General features: G+C 67.8%; 20 protein-coding genes. 9 read left to right on the top strand and 11 right to left on the bottom strand.

Features of this window, described 5'->3' with window-relative positions:
* Together B551_RS21490 and argB are read right to left on the bottom strand one after the other, a co-directional pair.
* The coding region (locus tag B551_RS21490) for a pyrimidine 5'-nucleotidase (protein ID WP_023264986.1) at positions 1-699 on the bottom strand (699 nt) is incomplete at its 3' end.
* A 53-nt stretch (positions 700-752) separates the two neighbouring features.
* Positions 753-1,670, bottom strand: coding sequence for an acetylglutamate kinase (argB, locus tag B551_RS21485; protein ID WP_006579752.1), 918 nt, complete (start codon positions 1,668-1,670; stop codon positions 753-755).
* 199 nt (positions 1,671-1,869) lie between these two features.
* Here argB and B551_RS21480 point away from each other — a divergent pair, with 199 nt between their 5' ends.
* The gene (locus B551_RS21480) at positions 1,870-2,118 is read left to right on the top strand and encodes a cysteine-rich CWC family protein (RefSeq protein WP_006579753.1); all 249 of its coding nucleotides are present in this window, start codon (positions 1,870-1,872) and stop codon (positions 2,116-2,118) included.
* A 52-nt stretch (positions 2,119-2,170) separates the two neighbouring features.
* On the opposite strand, the gene B551_RS21475 is transcribed toward B551_RS21480, so the two are convergent.
* The gene (locus B551_RS21475; RefSeq protein ID WP_023264985.1) at positions 2,171-2,677 is read right to left on the bottom strand and encodes a DMT family transporter; all 507 of its coding nucleotides are present in this window, start codon (positions 2,675-2,677) and stop codon (positions 2,171-2,173) included.
* 97 nt (positions 2,678-2,774) lie between these two features.
* Between B551_RS21475 and B551_RS21470 the strand changes: the two genes are divergently transcribed.
* Entirely contained in the window at positions 2,775-3,710 is a 936-nt protein-coding gene (locus tag B551_RS21470) for a LysR family transcriptional regulator (RefSeq protein WP_006576296.1), read from the top strand.
* A gap of 74 nt (positions 3,711-3,784) precedes the next feature.
* Here the strand turns inward: B551_RS21470 and B551_RS21465 are convergent, their stop codons facing one another.
* A complete protein-coding gene (locus B551_RS21465) occupies positions 3,785-4,258 on the bottom strand; it encodes a copper chaperone PCu(A)C (protein ID WP_006576297.1) in 474 nt (157 codons plus the stop codon).
* 303 nt (positions 4,259-4,561) lie between these two features.
* Here B551_RS21465 and B551_RS21460 point away from each other — a divergent pair, with 303 nt between their 5' ends.
* Both B551_RS21460 and B551_RS21455 read left to right on the top strand, forming a co-directional pair.
* A complete protein-coding gene (locus B551_RS21460; protein ID WP_006576298.1) occupies positions 4,562-5,917 on the top strand; it encodes an ATP-binding protein in 1,356 nt (451 codons plus the stop codon).
* Positions 5,914-6,540, top strand: a complete 627-nt coding sequence (locus tag B551_RS21455) for a response regulator transcription factor (RefSeq protein ID WP_006576299.1) — start codon at positions 5,914-5,916, stop codon at positions 6,538-6,540. Before B551_RS21460 ends, B551_RS21455 begins: the two co-directional genes overlap by 4 nt.
* 78 nt (positions 6,541-6,618) lie before the next feature.
* Here B551_RS21455 and B551_RS21450 read toward each other — a convergent pair whose 3' ends face one another.
* From B551_RS21450 to glgX, 7 genes are all read right to left on the bottom strand, one after another.
* Positions 6,619-6,936 (bottom strand): hypothetical protein, encoded by a 318-nt coding sequence (locus B551_RS21450; protein ID WP_006576300.1) that lies wholly within the window; start codon positions 6,934-6,936, stop codon positions 6,619-6,621.
* Between the two features lie 132 nt (positions 6,937-7,068).
* The gene (locus B551_RS21445) at positions 7,069-7,272 is read right to left on the bottom strand and encodes a CsbD family protein (RefSeq protein ID WP_023264984.1); all 204 of its coding nucleotides are present in this window, start codon (positions 7,270-7,272) and stop codon (positions 7,069-7,071) included.
* 130 nt (positions 7,273-7,402) lie between these two features.
* Entirely contained in the window at positions 7,403-7,987 is a 585-nt protein-coding gene (locus B551_RS21440) for a hypothetical protein (protein ID WP_006576302.1), read from the bottom strand.
* A 255-nt stretch (positions 7,988-8,242) separates the two neighbouring features.
* Positions 8,243-9,574 (bottom strand): ATP-dependent protease ATPase subunit HslU, encoded by a 1,332-nt coding sequence (hslU, locus tag B551_RS21435; protein ID WP_006576303.1) that lies wholly within the window; start codon positions 9,572-9,574, stop codon positions 8,243-8,245.
* 117 nt (positions 9,575-9,691) lie between these two features.
* On the bottom strand, positions 9,692-10,228 hold the full coding sequence (hslV, locus tag B551_RS21430) for an ATP-dependent protease subunit HslV (protein ID WP_023264983.1): 537 nt from the start codon (positions 10,226-10,228) through the stop codon (positions 9,692-9,694).
* Between the two features lie 341 nt (positions 10,229-10,569).
* On the bottom strand, positions 10,570-11,556 hold the full coding sequence (locus B551_RS21425) for a tripartite tricarboxylate transporter substrate-binding protein (protein ID WP_043442046.1): 987 nt from the start codon (positions 11,554-11,556) through the stop codon (positions 10,570-10,572).
* A 195-nt stretch (positions 11,557-11,751) separates the two neighbouring features.
* On the bottom strand, positions 11,752-13,941 hold the full coding sequence (gene glgX, locus B551_RS21420) for a glycogen debranching protein GlgX (RefSeq protein WP_043442056.1): 2,190 nt from the start codon (positions 13,939-13,941) through the stop codon (positions 11,752-11,754).
* 197 nt (positions 13,942-14,138) lie between these two features.
* Here glgX and B551_RS21415 point away from each other — a divergent pair, with 197 nt between their 5' ends.
* From B551_RS21415 to B551_RS21395, 5 genes are all read left to right on the top strand, one after another.
* On the top strand, positions 14,139-14,696 hold the full coding sequence (locus B551_RS21415) for a Fur family transcriptional regulator (RefSeq protein ID WP_006576305.1): 558 nt from the start codon (positions 14,139-14,141) through the stop codon (positions 14,694-14,696).
* On the top strand, positions 14,684-15,769 hold the full coding sequence (locus B551_RS21410) for a GTP-binding protein (RefSeq protein WP_006576306.1): 1,086 nt from the start codon (positions 14,684-14,686) through the stop codon (positions 15,767-15,769). Before B551_RS21415 ends, B551_RS21410 begins: the two co-directional genes overlap by 13 nt.
* Before the next feature lie 413 nt (positions 15,770-16,182).
* Positions 16,183-16,869, top strand: a complete 687-nt coding sequence (dksA, locus tag B551_RS27180; RefSeq protein ID WP_023264981.1) for an RNA polymerase-binding protein DksA — start codon at positions 16,183-16,185, stop codon at positions 16,867-16,869.
* 212 nt (positions 16,870-17,081) lie between these two features.
* A complete protein-coding gene (zigA, locus tag B551_RS21400) occupies positions 17,082-18,401 on the top strand; it encodes a zinc metallochaperone GTPase ZigA (protein ID WP_023264980.1) in 1,320 nt (439 codons plus the stop codon).
* Positions 18,391-18,834 (top strand): hypothetical protein, encoded by a 444-nt coding sequence (locus tag B551_RS21395; RefSeq protein WP_043442050.1) that lies wholly within the window; start codon positions 18,391-18,393, stop codon positions 18,832-18,834. Before zigA ends, B551_RS21395 begins: the two co-directional genes overlap by 11 nt.
* Positions 18,835-19,138: the final 304 nt, after the last annotated feature.

Genomic DNA, 19,138 nt, shown 5'->3' with positions numbered 1-19,138 from the left:
GGCATCGCGCGCCGCGCCCGCCGGTATGTCATGCGGCCGGCTCGGCGCGATCGAGCGCAGATAGCCGGTGATCCACGCGGTGCGTATCCCCAGGCCAGCATAGCGCTTCAGATGCGAGACGGTGTCCTCGACCAGCACGGCGCGGCCCGGCGCGATCCGCAGCCGTGCCAGCAGACGCCGCAGCATGCGCCGATCGGGCTTGGGACGCAGATCGCCATGGACCCACATCTGCTCGATGGCGATCACGCGCTCGAAACAGTGCTCGATGCCGGCCACGCGTAGCACCGCGCGGGCGTAGTCCTGCGGCGCGTTGGTCAGCAGCACCTTGCGGCCGGGCAGGCGGCGCAGCTGCTTCGCAAGGCCGCGGCGCACGCGCACCATCCGCGCGATGTCGGGGAATTCATGCGCGGCGCGCAGGAAGTCGGCCGGGTCCACGCCGTGATGGCGGATCATGCCGAGCAGCGTTGCGCCATAGCGCTTCCAGTAGTCGACGCGCACCCGGCTGGCGGTGGCCTCGTCGCAGCCGAGCACGCGCGCGACGTACGCGGTCATCGCGGCATTGATCGCCGGGAAGATCGCGTGCGAGGCATCGTGCAGCGTGTTGTCGAGATCGAACAGCCAGACCGTGTCGCCGGCGTTGTTGCCGGCCGGGCGATGCCGCAGGCGGTGGGGGGAGCGGCGGGAGGCGTGGGAAGGCACGAGGGGAAGGCGCCGCGCCGCCGCGGCGACGGCGGGCGCCTGGTGGCGGTACGTCAGTGCGAACGGATCATGGTGCCGAACGCCTGCTCGGTCAGGATCTCAAGCAGCAGCGAATGTTCGATGCGGCCATCGATGATGTGCACCGAGTTCACGCCGCTCTTGGCGGCGTCCAGCGCCGACGAGATCTTCGGCAGCATGCCGCCCGAGATGGTGCCGTCGGCGAACAGCTCCTCGATCTCGCGCGCGGACAGGTCGGTCAGCAGATTGCCCTTCTTGTCCATCACGCCGGGGATATTGGTCATCATCACCAGCTTTTCGGCCTTCAGGATCTCGGCCATCTTGCCGGCCACCACGTCGGCGTTGATGTTGTAGGCCTGGCCGTCGTCGGAGAAGCCGATCGGCGAGATCACGGGGATGAAGGCATCGTCCTGCAGCGCCTTGACCACCGCCGGATTGATCGCCTCGATGTCGCCGACATAGCCGATGTCGATGAACGCGCCGGGATTCTCGCGGTCCGGCATCTTCAGCCGCTTGGCGCGGATCAGGCCGCCGTCCTTGCCGGTCAGGCCGACCGCCTGGCCGCCGTACTGGTTGATCAGCATCACGATGTCCTGCTGAACCTCGCCGCCGAGCACCCACTCGACCACTTCCATGGTCTCTTCGTCGGTGACGCGCATGCCCTGGATGAAGGTGCCAACCTTGCCGACCTTCTTCAGCGCCTCGTCGATCTGCGGACCGCCGCCGTGGACGACCACCGGATTCATGCCGACCAGCTTCAGCAGGATCACGTCGCGCGCGAAGCCATGCTTGAGCTTCTCTTCGGTCATCGCATTGCCGCCGTACTTGACCACGATGGTCTTGCCATGGAACTTGCGGATATAGGGCAGCGCCTCGGCGAGGATCTCGGCCTTGAGGGCGGGGGCGATGGCGGCCACTGCGGTTGCGGTGGGCCCGGAGGTATCGGAGGTCATGGCAATCCGTGAAAATCGACAGGTATCATGGCAACGCGGCGCATCCGGCGCCCCGCGGCAGGCGCCCGAATTTTACAAGAAACGGGGTGCCACGCTAGCGACAGGGCCGACCGGACCCTGCGCGGGGCGCCAACGGTGCGTCCGAGGGCCCATCGGCCGTTCCTTTCATGCAACAACTACGCCAACGGAAGCCACCGCGATGTCAGCAGAAGGCGCTGCGAAAAGCCCCGGCGCGAACACCGGCCCCGCTGCCGTGCTGACCGGCCAGTTGCGGCCGGTCGAGCAGTGCGCGGCCTGCGGCGCGCGCTTCGTCTGCGGCCATGCCGCCGGCCTGCCGCATTGCTGGTGCGCGACGATGCCGCTGCTGCCGGCCCGGCTGATCGTGCCGGGGCAGCACTGCCTGTGTCCGGACTGCCTGCGCGCGCGGCAGGCTCAAGCGGGACAGTGAACACGGACAGGGAGCCGGTCAGCGGCTTGGCTTTCCCATCGGTCCCGCCGTTTCAATCCAGCGCCGCGCCCACGCGCGCCGGTCCGCTCCACTGCATCGCCACCACACCCAGCACGATCAGCAGCGCGCCGCCGAGCCGCGGCGCCGTCAGTTCGCGCACCGCGAAGCCGGCCAGGCCGGCATGGTCCATCCACAGCGACGCCAGCATCTGGCCGGCCACCACCGCCGCGATGAAGCCGCTGGCGCCGAGCCGCGGCGCCAGCATCAGCGCGGCGGTCAGATAGAACACGCCGACCGCGCCGCCGATCCACATCCACGCGGGCCCGCCCGCCCAGCCGGCGCCCGGCGGACCGACACGCAGCGCCAGCATCAGCACCACCACGACCGCCAGGCTGACCAGCAACGACACCAGCGTGGCCCACAACGGATGCCCGAGCGCGCGGCCCAGCGCGGCATTGGCGCCCGCCTGCAGCGGGATCATGGCGCCGGCCAGCGCGGCGATCAGCACCGGCACCGCGGCCGCAAGGGCCGGGGCGGCGGGATGGGACGAAGACAACATGCGACCTCCTCGATGCTTGCGAAAACGAGACCGCGCCAGTCTGCCCCTACGCCGGATGGATTTCCAATTCTCGTTTCGAACGTTTAATATTCGCCGCATGAATAATCTGCGCAACGTCGACCTGAACCTGCTGGTCGTGCTCGAGGCCCTGCTGGCCGAGCGTCATATTTCCCGCGCCGCCTTGCGGCTGCATCTGAGCCAGCCGGCGGTCAGCCACGCGCTGGCCCGGCTGCGCCAGCTGCTGGACGACCCCTTGCTGGTGCGCGGCCAGGGCGGGCTGGTGCTGACCGCGCGGGCGCACGAACTGTCCGGTCCGCTGGCCGAGGCGCTCGCACAGGTGCGCATCCTGCTCGGTCCGTCTGGCTTCCAGCCGGCCACGGCCCGGCGCACCTTCCGTCTGGCGATGTCGGACTACGGCGCGATGGTGGTGCTGCCCAATCTGCTGCGCGCCGTCCGCAAGGCCGCGCCCGGCATCGAGCTGGTGGTGACGCAGGGCAGCCGCGAAGCGATGTCGGCGCAGGTCGCCGATGGCGAGATCGATCTGGCGCTGGGCGTGTTCGTCTATCAGCCCGAGGGCGTCAGGATGGCGGCGCTGTTCGAGGAGGAGTACGGCTGCGCGGTCGATGCGGCGACGGTGCGCGACCACGGGCGGCTGGACCAGGTTGCGTACCTGGCGCGCTCGCACGTGCTGGTGGCCGCCCACAGCGCAAAGGTCGATCCGATCGATGCCGCGATCGCCAAGCACGGCGGGCGCCGCAAGATCGCCTGCGTGGTGCCGCACTGGAGCGTCGCGCCGGCGCTGATCGCCGGCACCAACCTGGTCCTGACCACGGCGCGCCGCAGCCTGGCGGCGCTGGAAGACGATCCGCGCTTCGCGGTGTTCGAGCCGCCGTTCGCGTTTCCCGGCTTCACCTTCAGCGCGATCTGGCACGAGCGCAACGATGCCGATCCGGGGCATGCGTGGCTGCGCGAACGGCTGCTGGCGGTCGGCGCGGGCCAGGGGCTGGACGAGGCGATCAGCCTGCGCGGTTGATACCCGGCGGTTCGGCCGCGGACCGGCCGGCTTCGCGCCGGTGCGATCCGCTGGCGTTGCGGCGAAGCGTGACGTCAGTGCTTGTGATTGGCCGCGGCGCCGCCGCCGTGAGCCGGCGCCGTCAGCCCGCGCACTTCGGCTTCGACGCGCTGCTCGATCAGCTTGCCGCCCTGTTCGAACTTCAGCGTCACCGGCACCTTGTCGCCGACGTTCAGCGGCGCCTTCAAACCCAGCAGCATCACATGGTAGCCGCCGGGCTTGAGCTCGACGTCTTCCATCTTCGGCAACGGCAGCGCGTCCAGCGCGCGCATCCGCATCACGTTGCCTTCCATCTTCATCTCGTGCACCTCGGCGGTCGCGGCCGCCGGCGTCGAGACGCCGACCAGGCGCGCGTTCTGGTGGGCGTGCAGCGTCATGAAGACGCCGGTGGCGGTCTGCGCCGGCACGGTGCCGCGCGCCCATGCGTTGCGGATGTCGATCTGCGCGGAGGCAGCGGTGGAAAACAGCGCGCAGCATGCGGCGGCGGCGGCGAACAGCTTGGCTTGCATCTCTATCCTTTCTCGGTGCAATTCGTTCAATCGAGGCGGTTTGGCGGAGGCGGGAAGTCCGCGTGAATGGTCGTGCAAACAGTCGTGTGACCGGTCGTGTAAATGGTCGGGTAGATGGTCGGGTAAATGGCCCCGTAACAGCGCGATTAGACCATGAACCGCTGCAGGGTCAGGGCGGGCACGAACACGCCATGGAGACCCACGCGATGCAATCCGCCAGTCTGGCAGCGCCCCGCCGCGTGACCAATGCGGCATGGTGTCGCACGAGCCGGCCGGTGGCGGCGCCATTGCTACACTCGCGGCATGACGATGACCGCCCACGCCGCCCCACCCGCAGGCGAATCCCTCCGCGCGCAAGGCCTCGGCGCAGACAGCCTGCTGAGCCTGCGCCGCGTGTACTGGCTGCGCTGGGCCATCCTCGGCGGACAGGGACTGCTGCTGGTCTGGGCCGAGACGCTCGCCGCGCTGCAACTGCCCTATCGCCCGCTGCTGACGATCTTCGTGCTGCAGGCGCTGTTCAATCTGCTGACCGCCTGGCGGCTGCGCCAGCATGCGCGCGCCGGCTCGGTGCCGGGCGATGCCGAGCTGATGGGACAGCTGCTGGTCGACCTGACCGCGCTGTCGGCGATCCTGTTCTTCACCGGCGGCGCCACCAATCCCTTCGTCTCGTTCTATCTGCCGGGACTGGCGCTGGCGGCGGCCATCGTGCCGTGGCGCCAGGTGGTCGCGCTGGCGCTGTACGCGCTGGCCTGCTATTCGCTGATGCTGTTCGAATACGTGCCCTTGCACCTGCACAACCCCGACAACGCGGTGGTCTACCACCTGGTCGGCATGTGGCTGAACTTCGTGGCCAGCGCCGTGATGATCGCGCTGTTCGTCGCGCGGCTGTCGGGCGTGCTGCGCGAACGCGAGGCGCAACTGGCCGATGCGCGCGAACGGCTGCTGCGCGAGGCGCGGGTCGAGTCGCTGAACGCGCAGGCGGCGACGGTCGCCCACGAGATCGGCACGCCGCTGTCGACGCTCGCCGTGATCGCCGGCGAGCTGCGCGCCGACGCGGCGGACGCGGCCCGCGGCGGTACCGCGATACGCGACTACCTGCCGGACCTGGATACCGTCGAGCAGCAGTTGGCGCTTTGCCGTGGCATCCTGGCGCGATTGCGCGAGGCGAACCGCGCCAGCGCGCTGCAGCCGGTCGGACATTGGCTGCCCGCCTTCGCCGACGGCTGGCAGTTGCGCCATCCGCAGGCGCGGGTCGACACCACGATCGCCGCGGACGCCGCCGACGTGCCGATCGAGCCGGCACGGACCGGACAGATGCTGACGATCCTGCTCGACAACGCGGCCCGCAGCCAGCAGGCCGCCGGACGCGGCGACTTGCCGCTGCGGTTGTCGATCGCGCTCGATCGTCGGAGCGGACCGAGCGAACTGGTGCTGCGCGTGATCGACGATGGCACCGGCATGCCGGCGGCGCTGCGCGCGCGGCTGGGCGAAGCGCCGGTGGCGAGCACGCACGGCGGCCAGGGCATCGGCGCCTATCTGGCGCAGAGCGTGGCGCGCCAGATGGGGGGGCGGCTGCTGTGGCAGGACCGTCCCGAAGGCGGCACCGTGGCCGAGCTGCGGCTGCCGGCGATCAGCGACTCATTGGAGCACGCGGCATGAACTTGACGTCGACCGCTTCCCTTTCCTCTGCCGCTGCCGCCGACAACGGCGACGCCGGCGCACCCTTCCTGGTGATCGATGACGATCCGGTGTTCTCGGACACGCTCGCACGCGCGCTGTCGCGGCGCGGCTTTGCGGTCGAGATCGCGCACAACCGCCACCACGCGCTGGCGCTCGCCGAGAAGACCGCGTTCCGCTATGTCACGCTGGACCTGCATCTGGCCGCCGGCCCCGCGGCCGGCGTAACCGCGCCGGCCGACTCCGGGCTGCAGCTGGTGGCGCCACTGCGGGCGATGCTGCCGTGCGCGCGCATCCTGGTGCTGACCGGCTACGCCAGCATCGCCACCGCGGTGGCGGCGGTCAAACAGGGCGCCGACGAATATCTGGCCAAGCCGGCCAATGTCGATTCGATCCTCGCCGCGCTGAAATCCGGCATCTCGGAAGTGGTTGCCGAGGCCGCGCTCGAGGATCCGCTGCCGCTGTCGGTGCCGCGGCTGGAGTGGGAGCATATCCAGCGCGTGCTGGCCGAACACGGCGGCAACATCTCGGCAACAGCGCGGGCGCTGAACATGCATCGGCGCACGCTGCAGCGCAAGCTCGCCAAGCGGCCGGTGTCGCGCTAGCGCGCCGAGCAAACGTAAAAAGGGCCTGCATTCGCAGGCCCTTGCCGTATCGCATCACGGCCATCGCCGCGCGCCGCTTCACAGCCGCAGTTGCACGTAGTCCCAGCCGAGGTCGTCGCCGCCGTGGGCTGCACGATCGGCCATGTCCGTCGTGCCGGTCGCGCCGGTCATGCCGCCGGTACCCACCCGCAATGCATCGAACGCATGCCGGTTCGAGCGTGCGCCGTACTCGGCGGACTCGCTGACGAACAAGGCATGCGAGATCTTGACCCTGCCGTCGCCCGCCGCGGCATCGATGCGCGTGGCTTCGCTGCTATCCGGCACGGCGCACAGGAACGCCGTCGCCCCGGCCAGCCCGGCCAACACGCCTGCCGACATCAAACCGATATGCTTCATTTTGGACCTCCTGCTTACGGCCATACTGCAGCCCAACGAGGCGCAAGCTTCTCATCGTCGTGGCGGCCGTGCCAGCGTGCTTACCAACGCTTACCTGGCTTACCGGCCGTCAACGGATGTCACGGGCCGATGTCACCAGCGCGTGTCGCGCTCCCACTCGCGCATTTCCTCCTCGGCGCGCTCCTTGGTGTAGCCATAGCGCTCCTGGATCTTGCCGGCCAGCTGATCGCGCTTGCCGTTGATCTGCGTGAGATCGTCATCGGTGAGCTGGCCCCACTTCTCCTTGACCTTGCCCTTGGCCTGCTCCCACTTCCCTTCGATCTGGTCCCAGTTCATGATCCGCTCCTCAATGTCGATTGATGCGTTGGCGACTTCGCTCGCTGCGTCGGGACGGAACCGGCCGCGTCAGCCGCGGCCGGCCCATTGCTGATGCTTGCTGATCGCTTGCTGATGGATTGCTGATGGATCAGCGGTTGTACTTCGCCTTGACGTCGGCTTCGCAGCGGTCCTTGGCGTCGCCCGACATCGCGTCGCACTTCTCCTTGTCCGCCTTGTAGGCCGCGTCGCTGGTGTCCTTGCGAGCCTCGCGGCGCGCCTCGGCCACATCGGTGCGCGTACCGCCGCCGGCAGCCGCGCGGGTCGTCTTGGCCTCGCCCAGCGCCTTCTCATGCGCGGTCTTGGCTTCCTTCACGCAAACGTCCTTGTCGTTGCCCTTCTTGTCGTCGCAGCGTTCCTTCGCGACTTCGTACTCGCGGTCGGCCTTGACCTTCAGGACCTTGGCGCGGGCCGCTTCGGTGCCATCGCGGCGCGCTTCGGCCTCGGCCTTGGCCACGTCGCGATCGCGCTTGGCCTCGGCCTCGCAGACGTCTTCGGCGTTGTCCTTCATGGCGTCACAACGGGTCTTGGCGTTCTTGTAGTCGGCGTCGGCCCGCGAGACGGCGGCGTCATAGTCGGCACGGGCGCCGGACGGCGCGCTCTGCGCCAGCGCAAAGCCGGCCGGTGCGGCAACCATCATCGAACACACTGCAGCAGACAGCCATTTCTTCATCATGTCGCGCTCCTGTCGTTGTCGAACGGTTCGAGTTTGCAAGGGCGACGTTGGCGTCCGCCTTGCTGTCTCGTCGTATATGAAGGTTATGTGCGGTGCGCTTTTGCAAGCAGACGGGGGCTTCCGAAAGGGGAGTAAGACGATTCCCACATGAGAACCACACTTCACTGGCGGGTGTCCCGGGGACCAAAAAAAATGCGCCTTCCCATCGCTGGGAAGGCGCACTTCGGACACAGGCGCCGGGACAATCGCTGCGGCTTACAGCACGTAGCGCGACAGGTCCTCGTTGGCCGACAGATCGCCGAGCCGTTCGTCGACATAGGCCGCATCGATCGTCACGGTCTCGCCGCTCGAACGGGTGGCGTGGAACGACAAGTCCTCGAGCAGGCGCTCCATCACCGTGTACAGCCGGCGCGCGCCGATGTTCTCGACCTTCTCGTTGACCGAGTGGGCGATCTCGGCCAGGCGGCGGATGCCGTCCGGCGCGAACACCAGCTCGACCTGCTCGGTGGCCAGCAGCGCCTGGTACTGCTTGGTCAGGCTGGCGTCGGTCTGCGTCAGGATCGCCTCGAAGTCGGCCACCGACAGCGATTCGAGCTCGACGCGGATCGGGAAGCGGCCCTGCAGTTCGGGGATCAGGTCGCTCGGCTTGGACAGGTGGAACGCGCCGGAGGCGATGAACAGGATATGGTCGGTCCGCACCATGCCGTACTTGGTGCTGACCGTGGTGCCCTCGACCAGCGGCAGCAGGTCGCGCTGCACGCCCTGGCGCGATACCTCGCCGCCGCCCAGTTCGCTGCGGCTGGCGATCTTGTCGATCTCGTCGAGGAACACGATGCCGTTCTGCTCGACATTGGCCAGCGCCTTCTGCTTCAGGTCGTCGTCATTGACGAGCTTGGCCGCTTCCTCGTCGATCAGCTGCTTGAACGCTTCCTTGACCTTCATCTTGCGGCGCAGCTTCTTGCCCTGGCCGAGGCCGGCGAACATGCTGCGCAGCTGCTCGGTCATGTCCTCCATGCCCGGCGGGCCCATGATGTCCAGGCTCGGCACCGCGGCCGCCAGTTCGAGCTCGACCTCCTTGTCGTCCAGCTGCCCCTCGCGCAGCTTCTTGCGAAAGACCTGGCGGGTGTTGGAATCCTTTTCCTCGGGCTGGGAGAAGCCGATGTCGCGCGGCGGCGGCAGCAGCACGTCGAGCAGGCGGTCCTCGGCGGCATCCTCGGCCTTGGTGCGCACCTTCTTCATCTCGGACTCGCGCGTCTGCTTGATTGCCATTTCGACCAGATCGCGCACGATGGTGTCGACGTCGCGGCCGACATAGCCGACCTCGGTGAACTTGGTGGCCTCGATCTTGATGAAGGGCGCATCGGCCAGCTTGGCCAGGCGCCGCGCGATCTCGGTCTTGCCGACGCCGGTCGGGCCGATCATCAGGATGTTCTTCGGCGTGATTTCCTGGCGCAGCGGGTCGGCCACCTGCTGGCGACGCCAGCGGTTGCGCAGTGCCACCGCGACGGCCTTCTTGGCCTTGTTCTGGCCAATGATGTGCTTGTCGAGTTCGGAAACGATTTCCGACGGAGTCATGGTGTGGGACATGGGTCTCGGTATCCGGGTATCCGTTCAATGAGGGCCGGTCAGGGCGCCGCCACGGCGCCCTGCGGCGCGGTGGTGCGCCCGGCGGGCGTCACGTGCGGGAAAGCGTGAGGCGGACGCTCACTCGAGCGTCTCGATAACGAAATTGGTATTGGTGTAGATGCACAGTTCGCCGGCGATGCCCAGCGATTTTTCGACCACGTCCCGGGGCGACAGCTCGGTGTTCTCCATCAGCGCCTTGGCGGCCGACTGCGCATAGGCGCCGCCCGAGCCGATTGCCGCGATGCCGCCTTCGGGATCGAGCACGTCGCCGTTGCCGGTGATCACCAGCGTAGTGTCGCGGTCGGCCGTGATCAGCATCGCCTCGAGCCGGCGCAGCGCGCGGTCGGAACGCCAGTCCTTGGCCAGATCGACCGCGGCGCGCGTCAGGTTGCCCTGGTACTTCTCCAGCTTGGCCTCGAAACGGTCCAGCAGCGAAAACGCATCGGCGGTGCTGCCGGCGAAGCCCACCAGGACCTTGCCGTTGTAGATGCGGCGCACCTTGCGCGCGGTGCCCTTCATCACGATATTGCCGAGAGTGACCTGGCCGTCACCGCCCAGGGCAACCTGGTTGCCGCGCCGGACGCTGACGATGGTAGTGCCGTGATACTGTTCCATGGTGGCTTCTGAGTTGGGTTCAGGCAGCTACTTGGCGACGGCCTGACGGAATTCAAGAGCGGGCGCAGCCACCGCCGACGCGGCTTGTTCGCCCCATATTCGCCCTCGCGCCGCCCGCGTCTCCCAATATAGGCCTCCCAATATAGACGGGCTGGACGGCCGCACCGGCCCCTGCTCCAGTCATTGCGCCGCCGAAGTCCGCTTTCCACCATGCAAAAACAAAAAGGCCACGCGTCTGCGCGTGGCCTCGGGTACCGCTCCGGTCCGCTGCGCCGCGCCGGAAGCAGCGGCGGCGAAGCGGCCAGTGGGTCAGTCGGTCAGTCGGTCAGTGTCGCATCGACTCAGTCGGCATAGACGCCGGCCTTGCGAATCACCGGGGTCCACTTGTTGATTTCGTTGCCGAGGAAGGTCTTCAGCGAATCCGGCGTGGCGCGCTGGGCCGGCACCGCTTCGGCGCCCAGCTCGGCCATCTTGGCGCGGAAGCCCGGGTCGGTCACCGCCTTTTGCAGCGCCGCCGACAGCTTCTCGATCACCGGCTGCGGCGTGCCCTTCGGTGCGTACATCGCGTGCCAGATCTTGACCTCGATGTTCGACAGGCCCTGCTCGGCCGCGGTCGGGATGTCCTTGAACGCCTCGACGCGGCGCGGCTGCATCGCGGCATAGGGCTTGAGCGCATTGGCCTTCAGCTGGCCGGCGATATTGGTGGTCTGGTCGCACATCAGGTTGACCTGGCCGCCCAGGATGTCGGTCAGCGCCGGCGCGGTGCCCTTGTACGGGACCGTGGTCAGCTCGGTCTGGATCGCGCTCTGGAACAGCAGGCCGCACAGGTGCGAGGCCGAGCCGATGCCGGCGTTGGCGAGCGACAGCTTGCTGGCGTTGGCCTTGATGTACGGCAGCAGGTCCTTCAGCGTGTTCGGCGGCAGGTTCTTGTTGCCGACCAGCACCATCGGCACGTCGGCGATTTCGCCGATGTATTCGAAGTCCTTCAGCGGATCGAAGCCGAGGTTGCGGTACAGCGCCGGGGCGGTCGACATGCCGATATGGTGGATCAGCACGGTGTGGCCGTCGTTCTTCGACTGGGCCACCTTCTTCGCGCCGATCGTGCCGCCGGCGCCGCCGAGGTTCTCGATCACGATGGTCGCGCCCAGATGCTTGGACATGACCTGCGCCAGCTCGCGCGCCACCTTGTCGGTCGGACCGCCTGCGGCGAACGGCACCACGGCCGAGACCGGCCGGCTGCCCGGATAGTCCTGCGCCTGTACCACGCCAGGCAGAGCCAGTGCGGCGGCCGCAAGGGCGGCGGCCACGGTTTTTGCAACGTGTTTCATTATTTCTCCTGATTTCCCCGACTTCCCGTCGTGCAGACTGCCATGCCGCCCGGCCACCGTGGCGGCGTGGGCCGCCTCACCGGAGGTCGCGGCTTGGAGCCGCCATGCTATCAACGGCGACTTGCCTGAAATATCAGGAAATACCCGGGCAGAAGCGGGCCGCACGTCACTCGCCAATGCGGCCCCCGCTCGATGTCATTGGCGGTCGGGACCCGGTTCGGCCTCCTCCGTCAGCACGCCCTCCAGTCGTTCGAACACGCGCCGCGTCGAGCCGCGCGCCTCGAGCGCGAACAGCAGCACCGAGCGGCCGGTGACCTGGTAGACGTCGCCGGACGAGAACTCCGGCAGTTCCTCGCGCACCGGCATGTTGGTGTCGATCAGGCAGGTCCACTGGTCGCTGCCGGGAATCTGCGGCAACGTGAACTCGACCACGTCGTGATAGGCGTTGAACACCAGCAGCAGCGTCGCGTCCGAAGCCAGACGGCGGATGCCGGTGGCGCGCGCGCGGCCGTCGATGACCAGGCCGAAGCAGCGCATCGAGGCGTCGTCCCAGTGTTCCGGCGTCAGCTCGTCGCCGGCAGCGCTGATCCACTTGACGTCGGCCACGCCCAGTTCCTCGTCGACCTCGCCGGTCAGGAAACGCCCCCGCCGCAGCACCGGCAGCGCGCGCCGCAACGTCGTCAGCTTGCGCACGAAGTCGATCAACGCGCGGCCGCGCTCGTCGATCTCCCAGTCGACCCAGCTGATCTCGTTGTCCTGGCAGTAGGCGTTGTTGTTGCCCTGCTGGGTGCGGCCGAACTCGTCGCCGGCCACCATCATCGGCGTGCCCTGCGAGAACAGCAGCGTGGCAAGCAGATTGCGCTTCTGGCGCTCGCGCAGCTCGACGATGTCGGGGTCATCGGTCGGCCCTTCCGCGCCGCAGTTCCACGAGCGGTTGTCGCTGGTGCCGTCGTTGTTGTCCTCGCCGTTGGCATCGTTGTGCTTGTCGTTGTACGAGACCAGATCGTGCAGCGTGAAGCCATCGTGCGCGGTGATGAAGTTGACGCTGGCCCAAGGCCGGCGCCCGCTGTGGTTGAACTTGTCGCCGGAAGCGGTGACGCGCGCCGCCAGTTCCGGCGCGACGCCCTCCTCGCCGCGCCAGAAGTCGCGCACCGTGTCGCGGAACTTGTCGTTCCACTCGGCCCATCCGGCGGGGAAGCCGCCGACCTGATAGCCGCCCGGGCCGCAGTCCCACGGCTCGGCGATCAGCTTGACGCTGGACAGGATCGGATCCTGCCGGCAGGCCTTCAGGAAGCCGCTGCCATAGTCGAAGCCGCCGGGCTCGCGCCCGAGGATCGTGGCCAGGTCGAAACGGAAACCGTCGACCTGCATCTCGGTGACCCAGTAGCGCAGGCTGTCCATCACCATCTGCAGCACACGCGGATGCGACAGGTTCAGCGTGTTGCCGGTGCCGGTGTCGTTGATGTAATAGCGCTTCTCGTCGGGCATCAGCCGGTAGTAGGACAGGTTGTCGATGCCGCGGAACGACAGCGTCGCGCCCAGCTCGCTGCCCTCGGCGGTATGGTTGTAGACCACGTCGAGAATGATCTCGAGCCCGGCCTCGTGAAAGCGGTCGATCATCTGCTTCAGTTCCGCCACCGCGCCCGGCCCGCGCGCGAAGAAGCGGGGATCCGGCGCGAAGAAGCCGATCGTGTTGTAGCCCCAGTAGTTGGTCAGCCCCTTGTCCAGCAGATGGCTGTCGTTCAGGAAGACGTGGATCGGCAGCAGCTCGACCGAGGTCACGCCCAGCGCCTTGATATGGTCGATCACCGCGCGCTGTCCCAGCCCCTCGAAGGTGCCGCGCATCGCCTCCGGTACCGCCGGATGGCGTTTGGTATAGCCGCGCACATGAGTCTCGTAGAAGATCGTCCGCTCCCACGGCACGCGCACGTTCAGCGGGTGCTCCCAGGTGAAGGCCTGGTCCACGACCTGGCATTTCGGCATGAACGGCGCGCTGTCGCTGTCGCTGAAGCTCAGGTCGTCCTCGCCCATCCGATAGCCGAACACCGCGGGGTCCCAGCGCAGTTCGCCGACATAGGCCTTGGCATAGGGGTCGAGCAGCAGCTTGTTGGGATTGAAACGATGGCCGTTGGCAGGGTCATAGGGCCCGTGCACGCGGTAGCCATAGACGGCGCCCGGTGCCAGCCCCTGCACGCGGACGTGCCAGACCTCGTCGGTGTACTCGGGCAGCGCGATGCGCTCGACCTCTCGTTCGCCGTTCTGGTCGAACAGGCACAGCTCGACCTTGGTGGCATGGGCGCTGAACAGCGCGAAGTTGACGCCGTCGCCGTCCCAGGTGGCGCCCAGGGGAAACGGCAAGCCTTCGCTGATGGTGTAGTTGGACATGGCGCGCGGCACTCCCGTGTGGAAACGGATGGTGCGGAGCACGGCGCATGCCCGGGCGCCGGCCATGGCGCGCAGGCCGGCGCTTCCCATATTTGCCGGCGGATCTCCGGCAGCGTTGTCAAAACTACAGGGGCCGCCGATCGCCCGTTCTCGCAACTGAATTGCATCTCCGGGGGCACTATGGTTAAATCGCCCCCATGTCTTCGCCCACTCCCAGCCTGCCGGCCGCCGTCGATGCGGCACAGGAGCGCCTCCGGGCGCTGGGTGCGCGCGTCACGCAACCGCGCGTCTGCATCCTGGCGTGCCTGATCGGCAGCGACATCCCGCTGACCCACCAGGCCGTGATCGACCGTCTTCCGGGCGGCGCCGAGGCGATCGACCGCGTCACCGTCTATCGGGTGCTCGACTGGCTGGTCGAGCAGGGGCTGGCGCAAAAGCGCGCCGGCAACGACCGCGTGTTCCGCTTCAGCCTGATCGAGCACGAGGCGGCGCGCGCGGAAGTCCATCGGCGGCACAGCCATTTCCATTGCAGCCGGTGCGACCGCACCTTCTGCCTCGAGGCCGACAGCGCGCCGCCGCGGCAGGCCGCGCCGCGTGTGCCGAGCGGCTTCGCGGTCGAACACGTCGAATTGACCGTCAACGGCATCTGCGCCGAATGTGGCGCGCGCACCGTGGCCGACGCGCCGGCCGCGGGTGCCACTGAAGGTGCCGTTGACGCTTCCCCCAATCCCGGAGAACCAACATGTCCAAACTGATCCCGGTCACGATCCTGACGGGCTTCCTCGGCAGCGGCAAAACCACGCTGCTCAAGCGCATCCTCAACGAACAGCATGGCATGAAGATCGCCGTGATCGAAAACGAGTTCGGCGAGGAGAACATCGACAACGAGATCCTGGTGCAGGACGGCCGCGAACAGATCGTGCAGATGAGCAACGGCTGCATCTGCTGCACGATCCGCGGCGACCTGGTGCAGGCGCTGTCGGACCTGATCGGCCGCCGCGACGCCGGCGAGATCGATTTCGAACGGGTCGTCATCGAGACCACCGGCGTGGCCAACCCCGGCCCGGTGGCGCAGACCTTTTTCATGGACGACGAGATCGCCTCGCGCTATCTGCTCGACGCCGTGGTCACGCTGGTCGACGCCAAGCACGGCAACCAGCAGCTGGACAAGCAGGAGGAGGCGCAGCGCCAGGTCGGCTTCGCCGATGCGATCTTCATCACCAAGGCCGACCTGGTATCGGCCGACGAGCTGGCCGACCTGCGCCATCGCGTGCTGCAGATGAATCCGCGCGCGCCGATCGGCACCGCGCATTTCGGCGAGGCGCCGATCGACTCGATCTTCGACCTGCGCGGCTTCAACCTGAACGCCAAGCTGGAGATCGACCCCGACTTCCTGCGCGCGGAAGAGCACGATCACGATCACGATCACGACCATGACCACGAGCATGGCGAGCACTGCGGCGCCGACTGCGGCCATGACCACGAACACCACCACGGTCACGGCCACAACCATCATCACCACCATCACCACACCGACCGCATCGGCTCGTTTGTCTTTCGCAGCGACAAGCCGTTCCACTACGGCAAGCTCGAGGAATTCCTGTCGGGGATCCTGACCGTCTACGGCGAGAAGCTGCTGCGCTACAAGGGCGTGCTCTATATGGAAGGCGTCGACCGCAAGGTGGTGTTCCAGGGCGTGCACCAGCTGATGGGCAGCGACATCGGCGGCAAATGGGAAGACGAAACCCCAGGCACCAAAATGGTGTTCATCGGCGTCGACCTGCCGAAGGACGCGATCCTCAAAGGCCTGGCCAACTGCCTCGCCTGACGATGGCCGGCTGGCCAAGGCCGGCCGCTCGCCTCGGTTGCCAGCGCCGCCAGCGCCCTGCTTGCCGCGATGCGGCCCCCGGACGGGTGAAACGCGGGCGCTGCGCACGGATATACGCGGCACGCGCCGCTCGGTGAAACACCGAATATCCGGTCCGGTTTTCCACCGTATCTCCTGGTAATTTGTTCAAGTACAATAAGCCGGATGTGATGCGGGCAGCGCGATGTCGCCGCCGCCCGCGTCGTATGCAGGGCGGCGGTTGTCGTCAGCATCAGACGGCCGTCCTGCGGTGCGGCCGCTGTGCTCGTGCGATGGCCGTCGAACGCGCGGGATCTCGGGCCGCAACGTTTCAGGGCGTTGCCGCTGGGGCAACGACGCCGACCGATGTCGACCGACGCCGAGAAAGGGATCCCATGGTAGCCGCAGCAAAAACCAAAGAAAGCCGCAGCAAGACCGCTGGTGCTGCGGCCGCTACGACAAAGGCGCAGGGACAGCAAGCTGCGCCTACCCCCCGGAACGGCTCGGCGCCGGCCGGTACCGGAGCGGCAAAGGGAGGCACGCGAAGCAGCAAGACTGCAGCCAGCCAGAGTGAAACGGTCGAACCGCGCAAGCGGACCGACACTGCATCCGCGCGGAACACGACGCCGCCGGTCGCATCAACAAGAGAATCAGCAGCAACCATGAGCAGCAATAAACTTCTGACTGAAGCTGAAATCCTGAAGATGGACGACAAGGACTACATGAACGAGGCCCAACTGGCCTTTTTCAAGAACCGCCTTGAACAGCTGCGCGACGAAATCCTGAAGAACGCCGACCAGACCACCGAGCATCTGCGCGAAACGGTCATCGTGCCGGATCCGGCGGACCGCGCCACGATCGAAGAAGAACATGCCCTGGAGCTGCGCACGCGCGACCGCGAGCGCAAGCTGCTGAAGAAGGTCGAACAGTCGCTGGCCCGCATCGAGTCCGGCGACTACGGCTGGTGCGAGGAAACCGGCGAGCCGATCGGCGTGCCGCGTCTGCTGGCCCGCCCGACCGCGACGCTGTCGCTGGAAGCCCAGCAGCGCCGCGAACTGCGTCAGAAACTGTTCGGCGATTGAGGGCTGCGCGCCTTCATCCGCACTGCCAACGGCCCGGAACTCCGGGCCGTTTTGCTTTTGAATGCGTCGCACCACGACGGCGTCGCCGCGCGGCTACAGCAAGGGTGCCGCGACCGCGCATTTCTGCTACAGTCGCAACCTTGTTGCAATAAGCTGGGCATTTCGCGCTGCGCACCGCGGCGCGGCCCTCGCCCTCCATCCTCCAGATCGCCATGGCCGACCGTCTTCCCGTCACCGTATTGGCCGGCTTCCTCGGCGCCGGCAAGACCACGCTGCTGCAGCACGTGCTGGCCAACCGCGAAGGCAAGCGCGTGGCGGTCATCGTCAACGATCTGGCCGACGTCAACATCGATGCGCGCCTGGTCGGCGAAGGCGTGCTGGCGCAGGCCGGCGAGCGGCTGGTCGAGCTGTCCAACGGCTGCATCTGCTGCACGCTGCGCGAGGACCTGCTGGTCGAGATCGCCGCGCTGGCACGCGAGGGGCGCTTCGACTATCTGCTGGTCGAATCGACCGGCGTGGCAGAACCGCTGCCCATCGCCGAAACATTCACGTTCGAAGACGAACACGGCCGCGCGCTGGACAGCCTGGCCCGGCTCGACACCATCGTCACCGTGGTCGACGCCGCGCATTTCACGCAGGACTTCGACGAGGCCGACTATCTGCGCAACCGCGGCCAGGCGCGCGACGACGAGGACGACCGCACCGTGGTCGATCTGCTGATCGAACAGGTCGAGTTCTGCGACGTGATCGTGCTGAACAAGATCGATCTGGTCGACGACGCCGAACGCGAACGGCTGATGGCGCTGCTGCACGCGCTGAACCCGCGCGCCGAGATCGTGCCCGCGCGCTTCGGCCAGGTGCCGCTCGACAAGGTGCTCGACACCGGGCGCTTCGACTTCGAGGCGGCCGCGGCCGCGCCGGGCTGGCAGGCCGAGCTGCGCGGCGAGCATGTGCCGGAGAGCGACGCCTACGGCATCGGCAGCTTCGTTTACCGGCGTCGGCGCCCGTTCCATCCGCGCCGCTTCGCCGACCTGATCCACACCGAATGGCTGCGCGAGCACGGCAAGGTGCTGCGCTCCAAGGGCTTCTTCTGGCTGGCCAGCCGCATGGACGTGGCCGGCAGCTGGAGCCAGGCCGGCGGCGTGTGCCGCCACGGCGGTGCCGGTGCCTGGTGGGCGTCGATCGATCCGGCCGACTGGCCGCAGGACGACGAGACGCTGGCCGCGATCCGCGCCGACTCGGAGGTCGACGGTGCGCCGGCGCCGTTCGGCGACCGGCGCCAGGAGCTGGTGCTGATCGGGCAGAACATGGACCGCGCCGCGCTGGAGGCGGCGCTCGACGCCTGCCTGCTGAGCGACGCCGAGATGGCCGCCGGTCCCGAGGCCTGGATTGCCTACGAGGATCCATTCCCCAGTTGGGAAGACGCCTTCGACAACGAGGGCGGCCACGACCATCGCGACCACGATCACGATCATCACGATCACGACGGGGCCCCGTGCGACTGCGGGCACCATGGCGGACATGCGCACTGAGTTGCTGCGCGCGCTGCGGCGCCGGGGCATGGATCGCCTGAGCGGCGCGCTGTGGGCAGCGTGGCTGGTGCTGTGCCTGCTGCTGGCGCAGCACGCCGGCCTGGTTCACCGCATCCAGCACGGCGGCTCGCCGGCCGTGCCAATGTCTGCCAATCCGGCAACGCCGAACCTGGTCGGCACTTCGCTCGCCTCCGCCGGTAGCGATACCCGTATCGACAGCCATGCACCGGACAGCGCGCGCGCGCCGATCCATTCGTGCGTGCTGTTCGACGCCGCCACGCAGGTGCTCGGTGCCTGCGGTACGCCGCCGATACCGCTGCTGTCGCATGGCAAGCCGCTGGTGCCGCCCGGCATCACCTGGCGCTGGCCCCACCTGCCGCCGCAACGCAGCTTCCTGACGCGCGCCCCACCTTCTTCGCTCGCCTTCGCCTGAGCGCGGCCGCTCTTGCGGCCGCTTGTTGACGACCCGGCGATCCCGACGTTCGACCACGCTGACCGGCATTCCCCCTGCGACGGCCCGGCACTGCCACGCCATCGCCGCGGGCCTTGCGTTGCCGCGCCTTGCCGCGCCAATCCGCAGCGAGTCACCGAGCGCGACCGATCGCCACGATGTTCTTCGCATCGCGAGCCATGAATCCGACCCTGCAACGCACCACCGCACGCCGCTCCGCCGACGCTTCGGCCAGCCCGGCACAACACCTGACACAACGATCGCTTCGGCCCGGCGCCCGCCTGAC

Source organism: Cupriavidus sp. HPC(L), assembly GCF_000307735.3.
Classification (GTDB): Bacteria; Pseudomonadota; Gammaproteobacteria; order Burkholderiales; family Burkholderiaceae; genus Cupriavidus.
The sequence above is the reverse complement of the archived record's forward strand: the minus strand, read 5'-3'. Positions and strand labels throughout refer to the sequence as shown.

Excerpts from the sequence above, each read along its gene's own strand:
- B551_RS21450 (WP_006576300.1), bottom strand. The coding sequence starts at position 6,936 with ATGAAGCATATCGGTTTGATGTCGGCAGGCGTGTTGGCCGGGCTGGCC.
- B551_RS21445 (WP_023264984.1), bottom strand. The coding sequence starts at position 7,272 with ATGAACTGGGACCAGATCGAAGGGAAGTGGGAGCAGGCCAAGGGCAAG.
- B551_RS21460 (WP_006576298.1), top strand. The coding sequence starts at position 4,562 with ATGACGATGACCGCCCACGCCGCCCCACCCGCAGGCGAATCCCTCCGC.
- B551_RS21415 (WP_006576305.1), top strand. The coding sequence starts at position 14,139 with ATGTCTTCGCCCACTCCCAGCCTGCCGGCCGCCGTCGATGCGGCACAG.
- B551_RS21480 (WP_006579753.1), top strand. The coding sequence starts at position 1,870 with ATGTCAGCAGAAGGCGCTGCGAAAAGCCCCGGCGCGAACACCGGCCCC.
- hslV (WP_023264983.1), bottom strand. The coding sequence starts at position 10,228 with ATGGAACAGTATCACGGCACTACCATCGTCAGCGTCCGGCGCGGCAAC.
- argB (WP_006579752.1), bottom strand. The coding sequence starts at position 1,670 with ATGACCTCCGATACCTCCGGGCCCACCGCAACCGCAGTGGCCGCCATC.
- B551_RS21470 (WP_006576296.1), top strand. The coding sequence starts at position 2,775 with ATGAATAATCTGCGCAACGTCGACCTGAACCTGCTGGTCGTGCTCGAG.
- glgX (WP_043442056.1), bottom strand. The coding sequence starts at position 13,941 with ATGTCCAACTACACCATCAGCGAAGGCTTGCCGTTTCCCCTGGGCGCC.
- hslU (WP_006576303.1), bottom strand. The coding sequence starts at position 9,574 with ATGTCCCACACCATGACTCCGTCGGAAATCGTTTCCGAACTCGACAAG.
- B551_RS21465 (WP_006576297.1), bottom strand. The coding sequence starts at position 4,258 with ATGCAAGCCAAGCTGTTCGCCGCCGCCGCCGCATGCTGCGCGCTGTTT.
- B551_RS21455 (WP_006576299.1), top strand. The coding sequence starts at position 5,914 with ATGAACTTGACGTCGACCGCTTCCCTTTCCTCTGCCGCTGCCGCCGAC.
- dksA (WP_023264981.1), top strand. The coding sequence starts at position 16,183 with ATGGTAGCCGCAGCAAAAACCAAAGAAAGCCGCAGCAAGACCGCTGGT.
- B551_RS21440 (WP_006576302.1), bottom strand. The coding sequence starts at position 7,987 with ATGATGAAGAAATGGCTGTCTGCTGCAGTGTGTTCGATGATGGTTGCC.
- B551_RS21425 (WP_043442046.1), bottom strand. The coding sequence starts at position 11,556 with ATGAAACACGTTGCAAAAACCGTGGCCGCCGCCCTTGCGGCCGCCGCA.
- zigA (WP_023264980.1), top strand. The coding sequence starts at position 17,082 with ATGGCCGACCGTCTTCCCGTCACCGTATTGGCCGGCTTCCTCGGCGCC.
- B551_RS21475 (WP_023264985.1), bottom strand. The coding sequence starts at position 2,677 with ATGTTGTCTTCGTCCCATCCCGCCGCCCCGGCCCTTGCGGCCGCGGTG.
- B551_RS21395 (WP_043442050.1), top strand. The coding sequence starts at position 18,391 with ATGCGCACTGAGTTGCTGCGCGCGCTGCGGCGCCGGGGCATGGATCGC.
- B551_RS21410 (WP_006576306.1), top strand. The coding sequence starts at position 14,684 with ATGTCCAAACTGATCCCGGTCACGATCCTGACGGGCTTCCTCGGCAGC.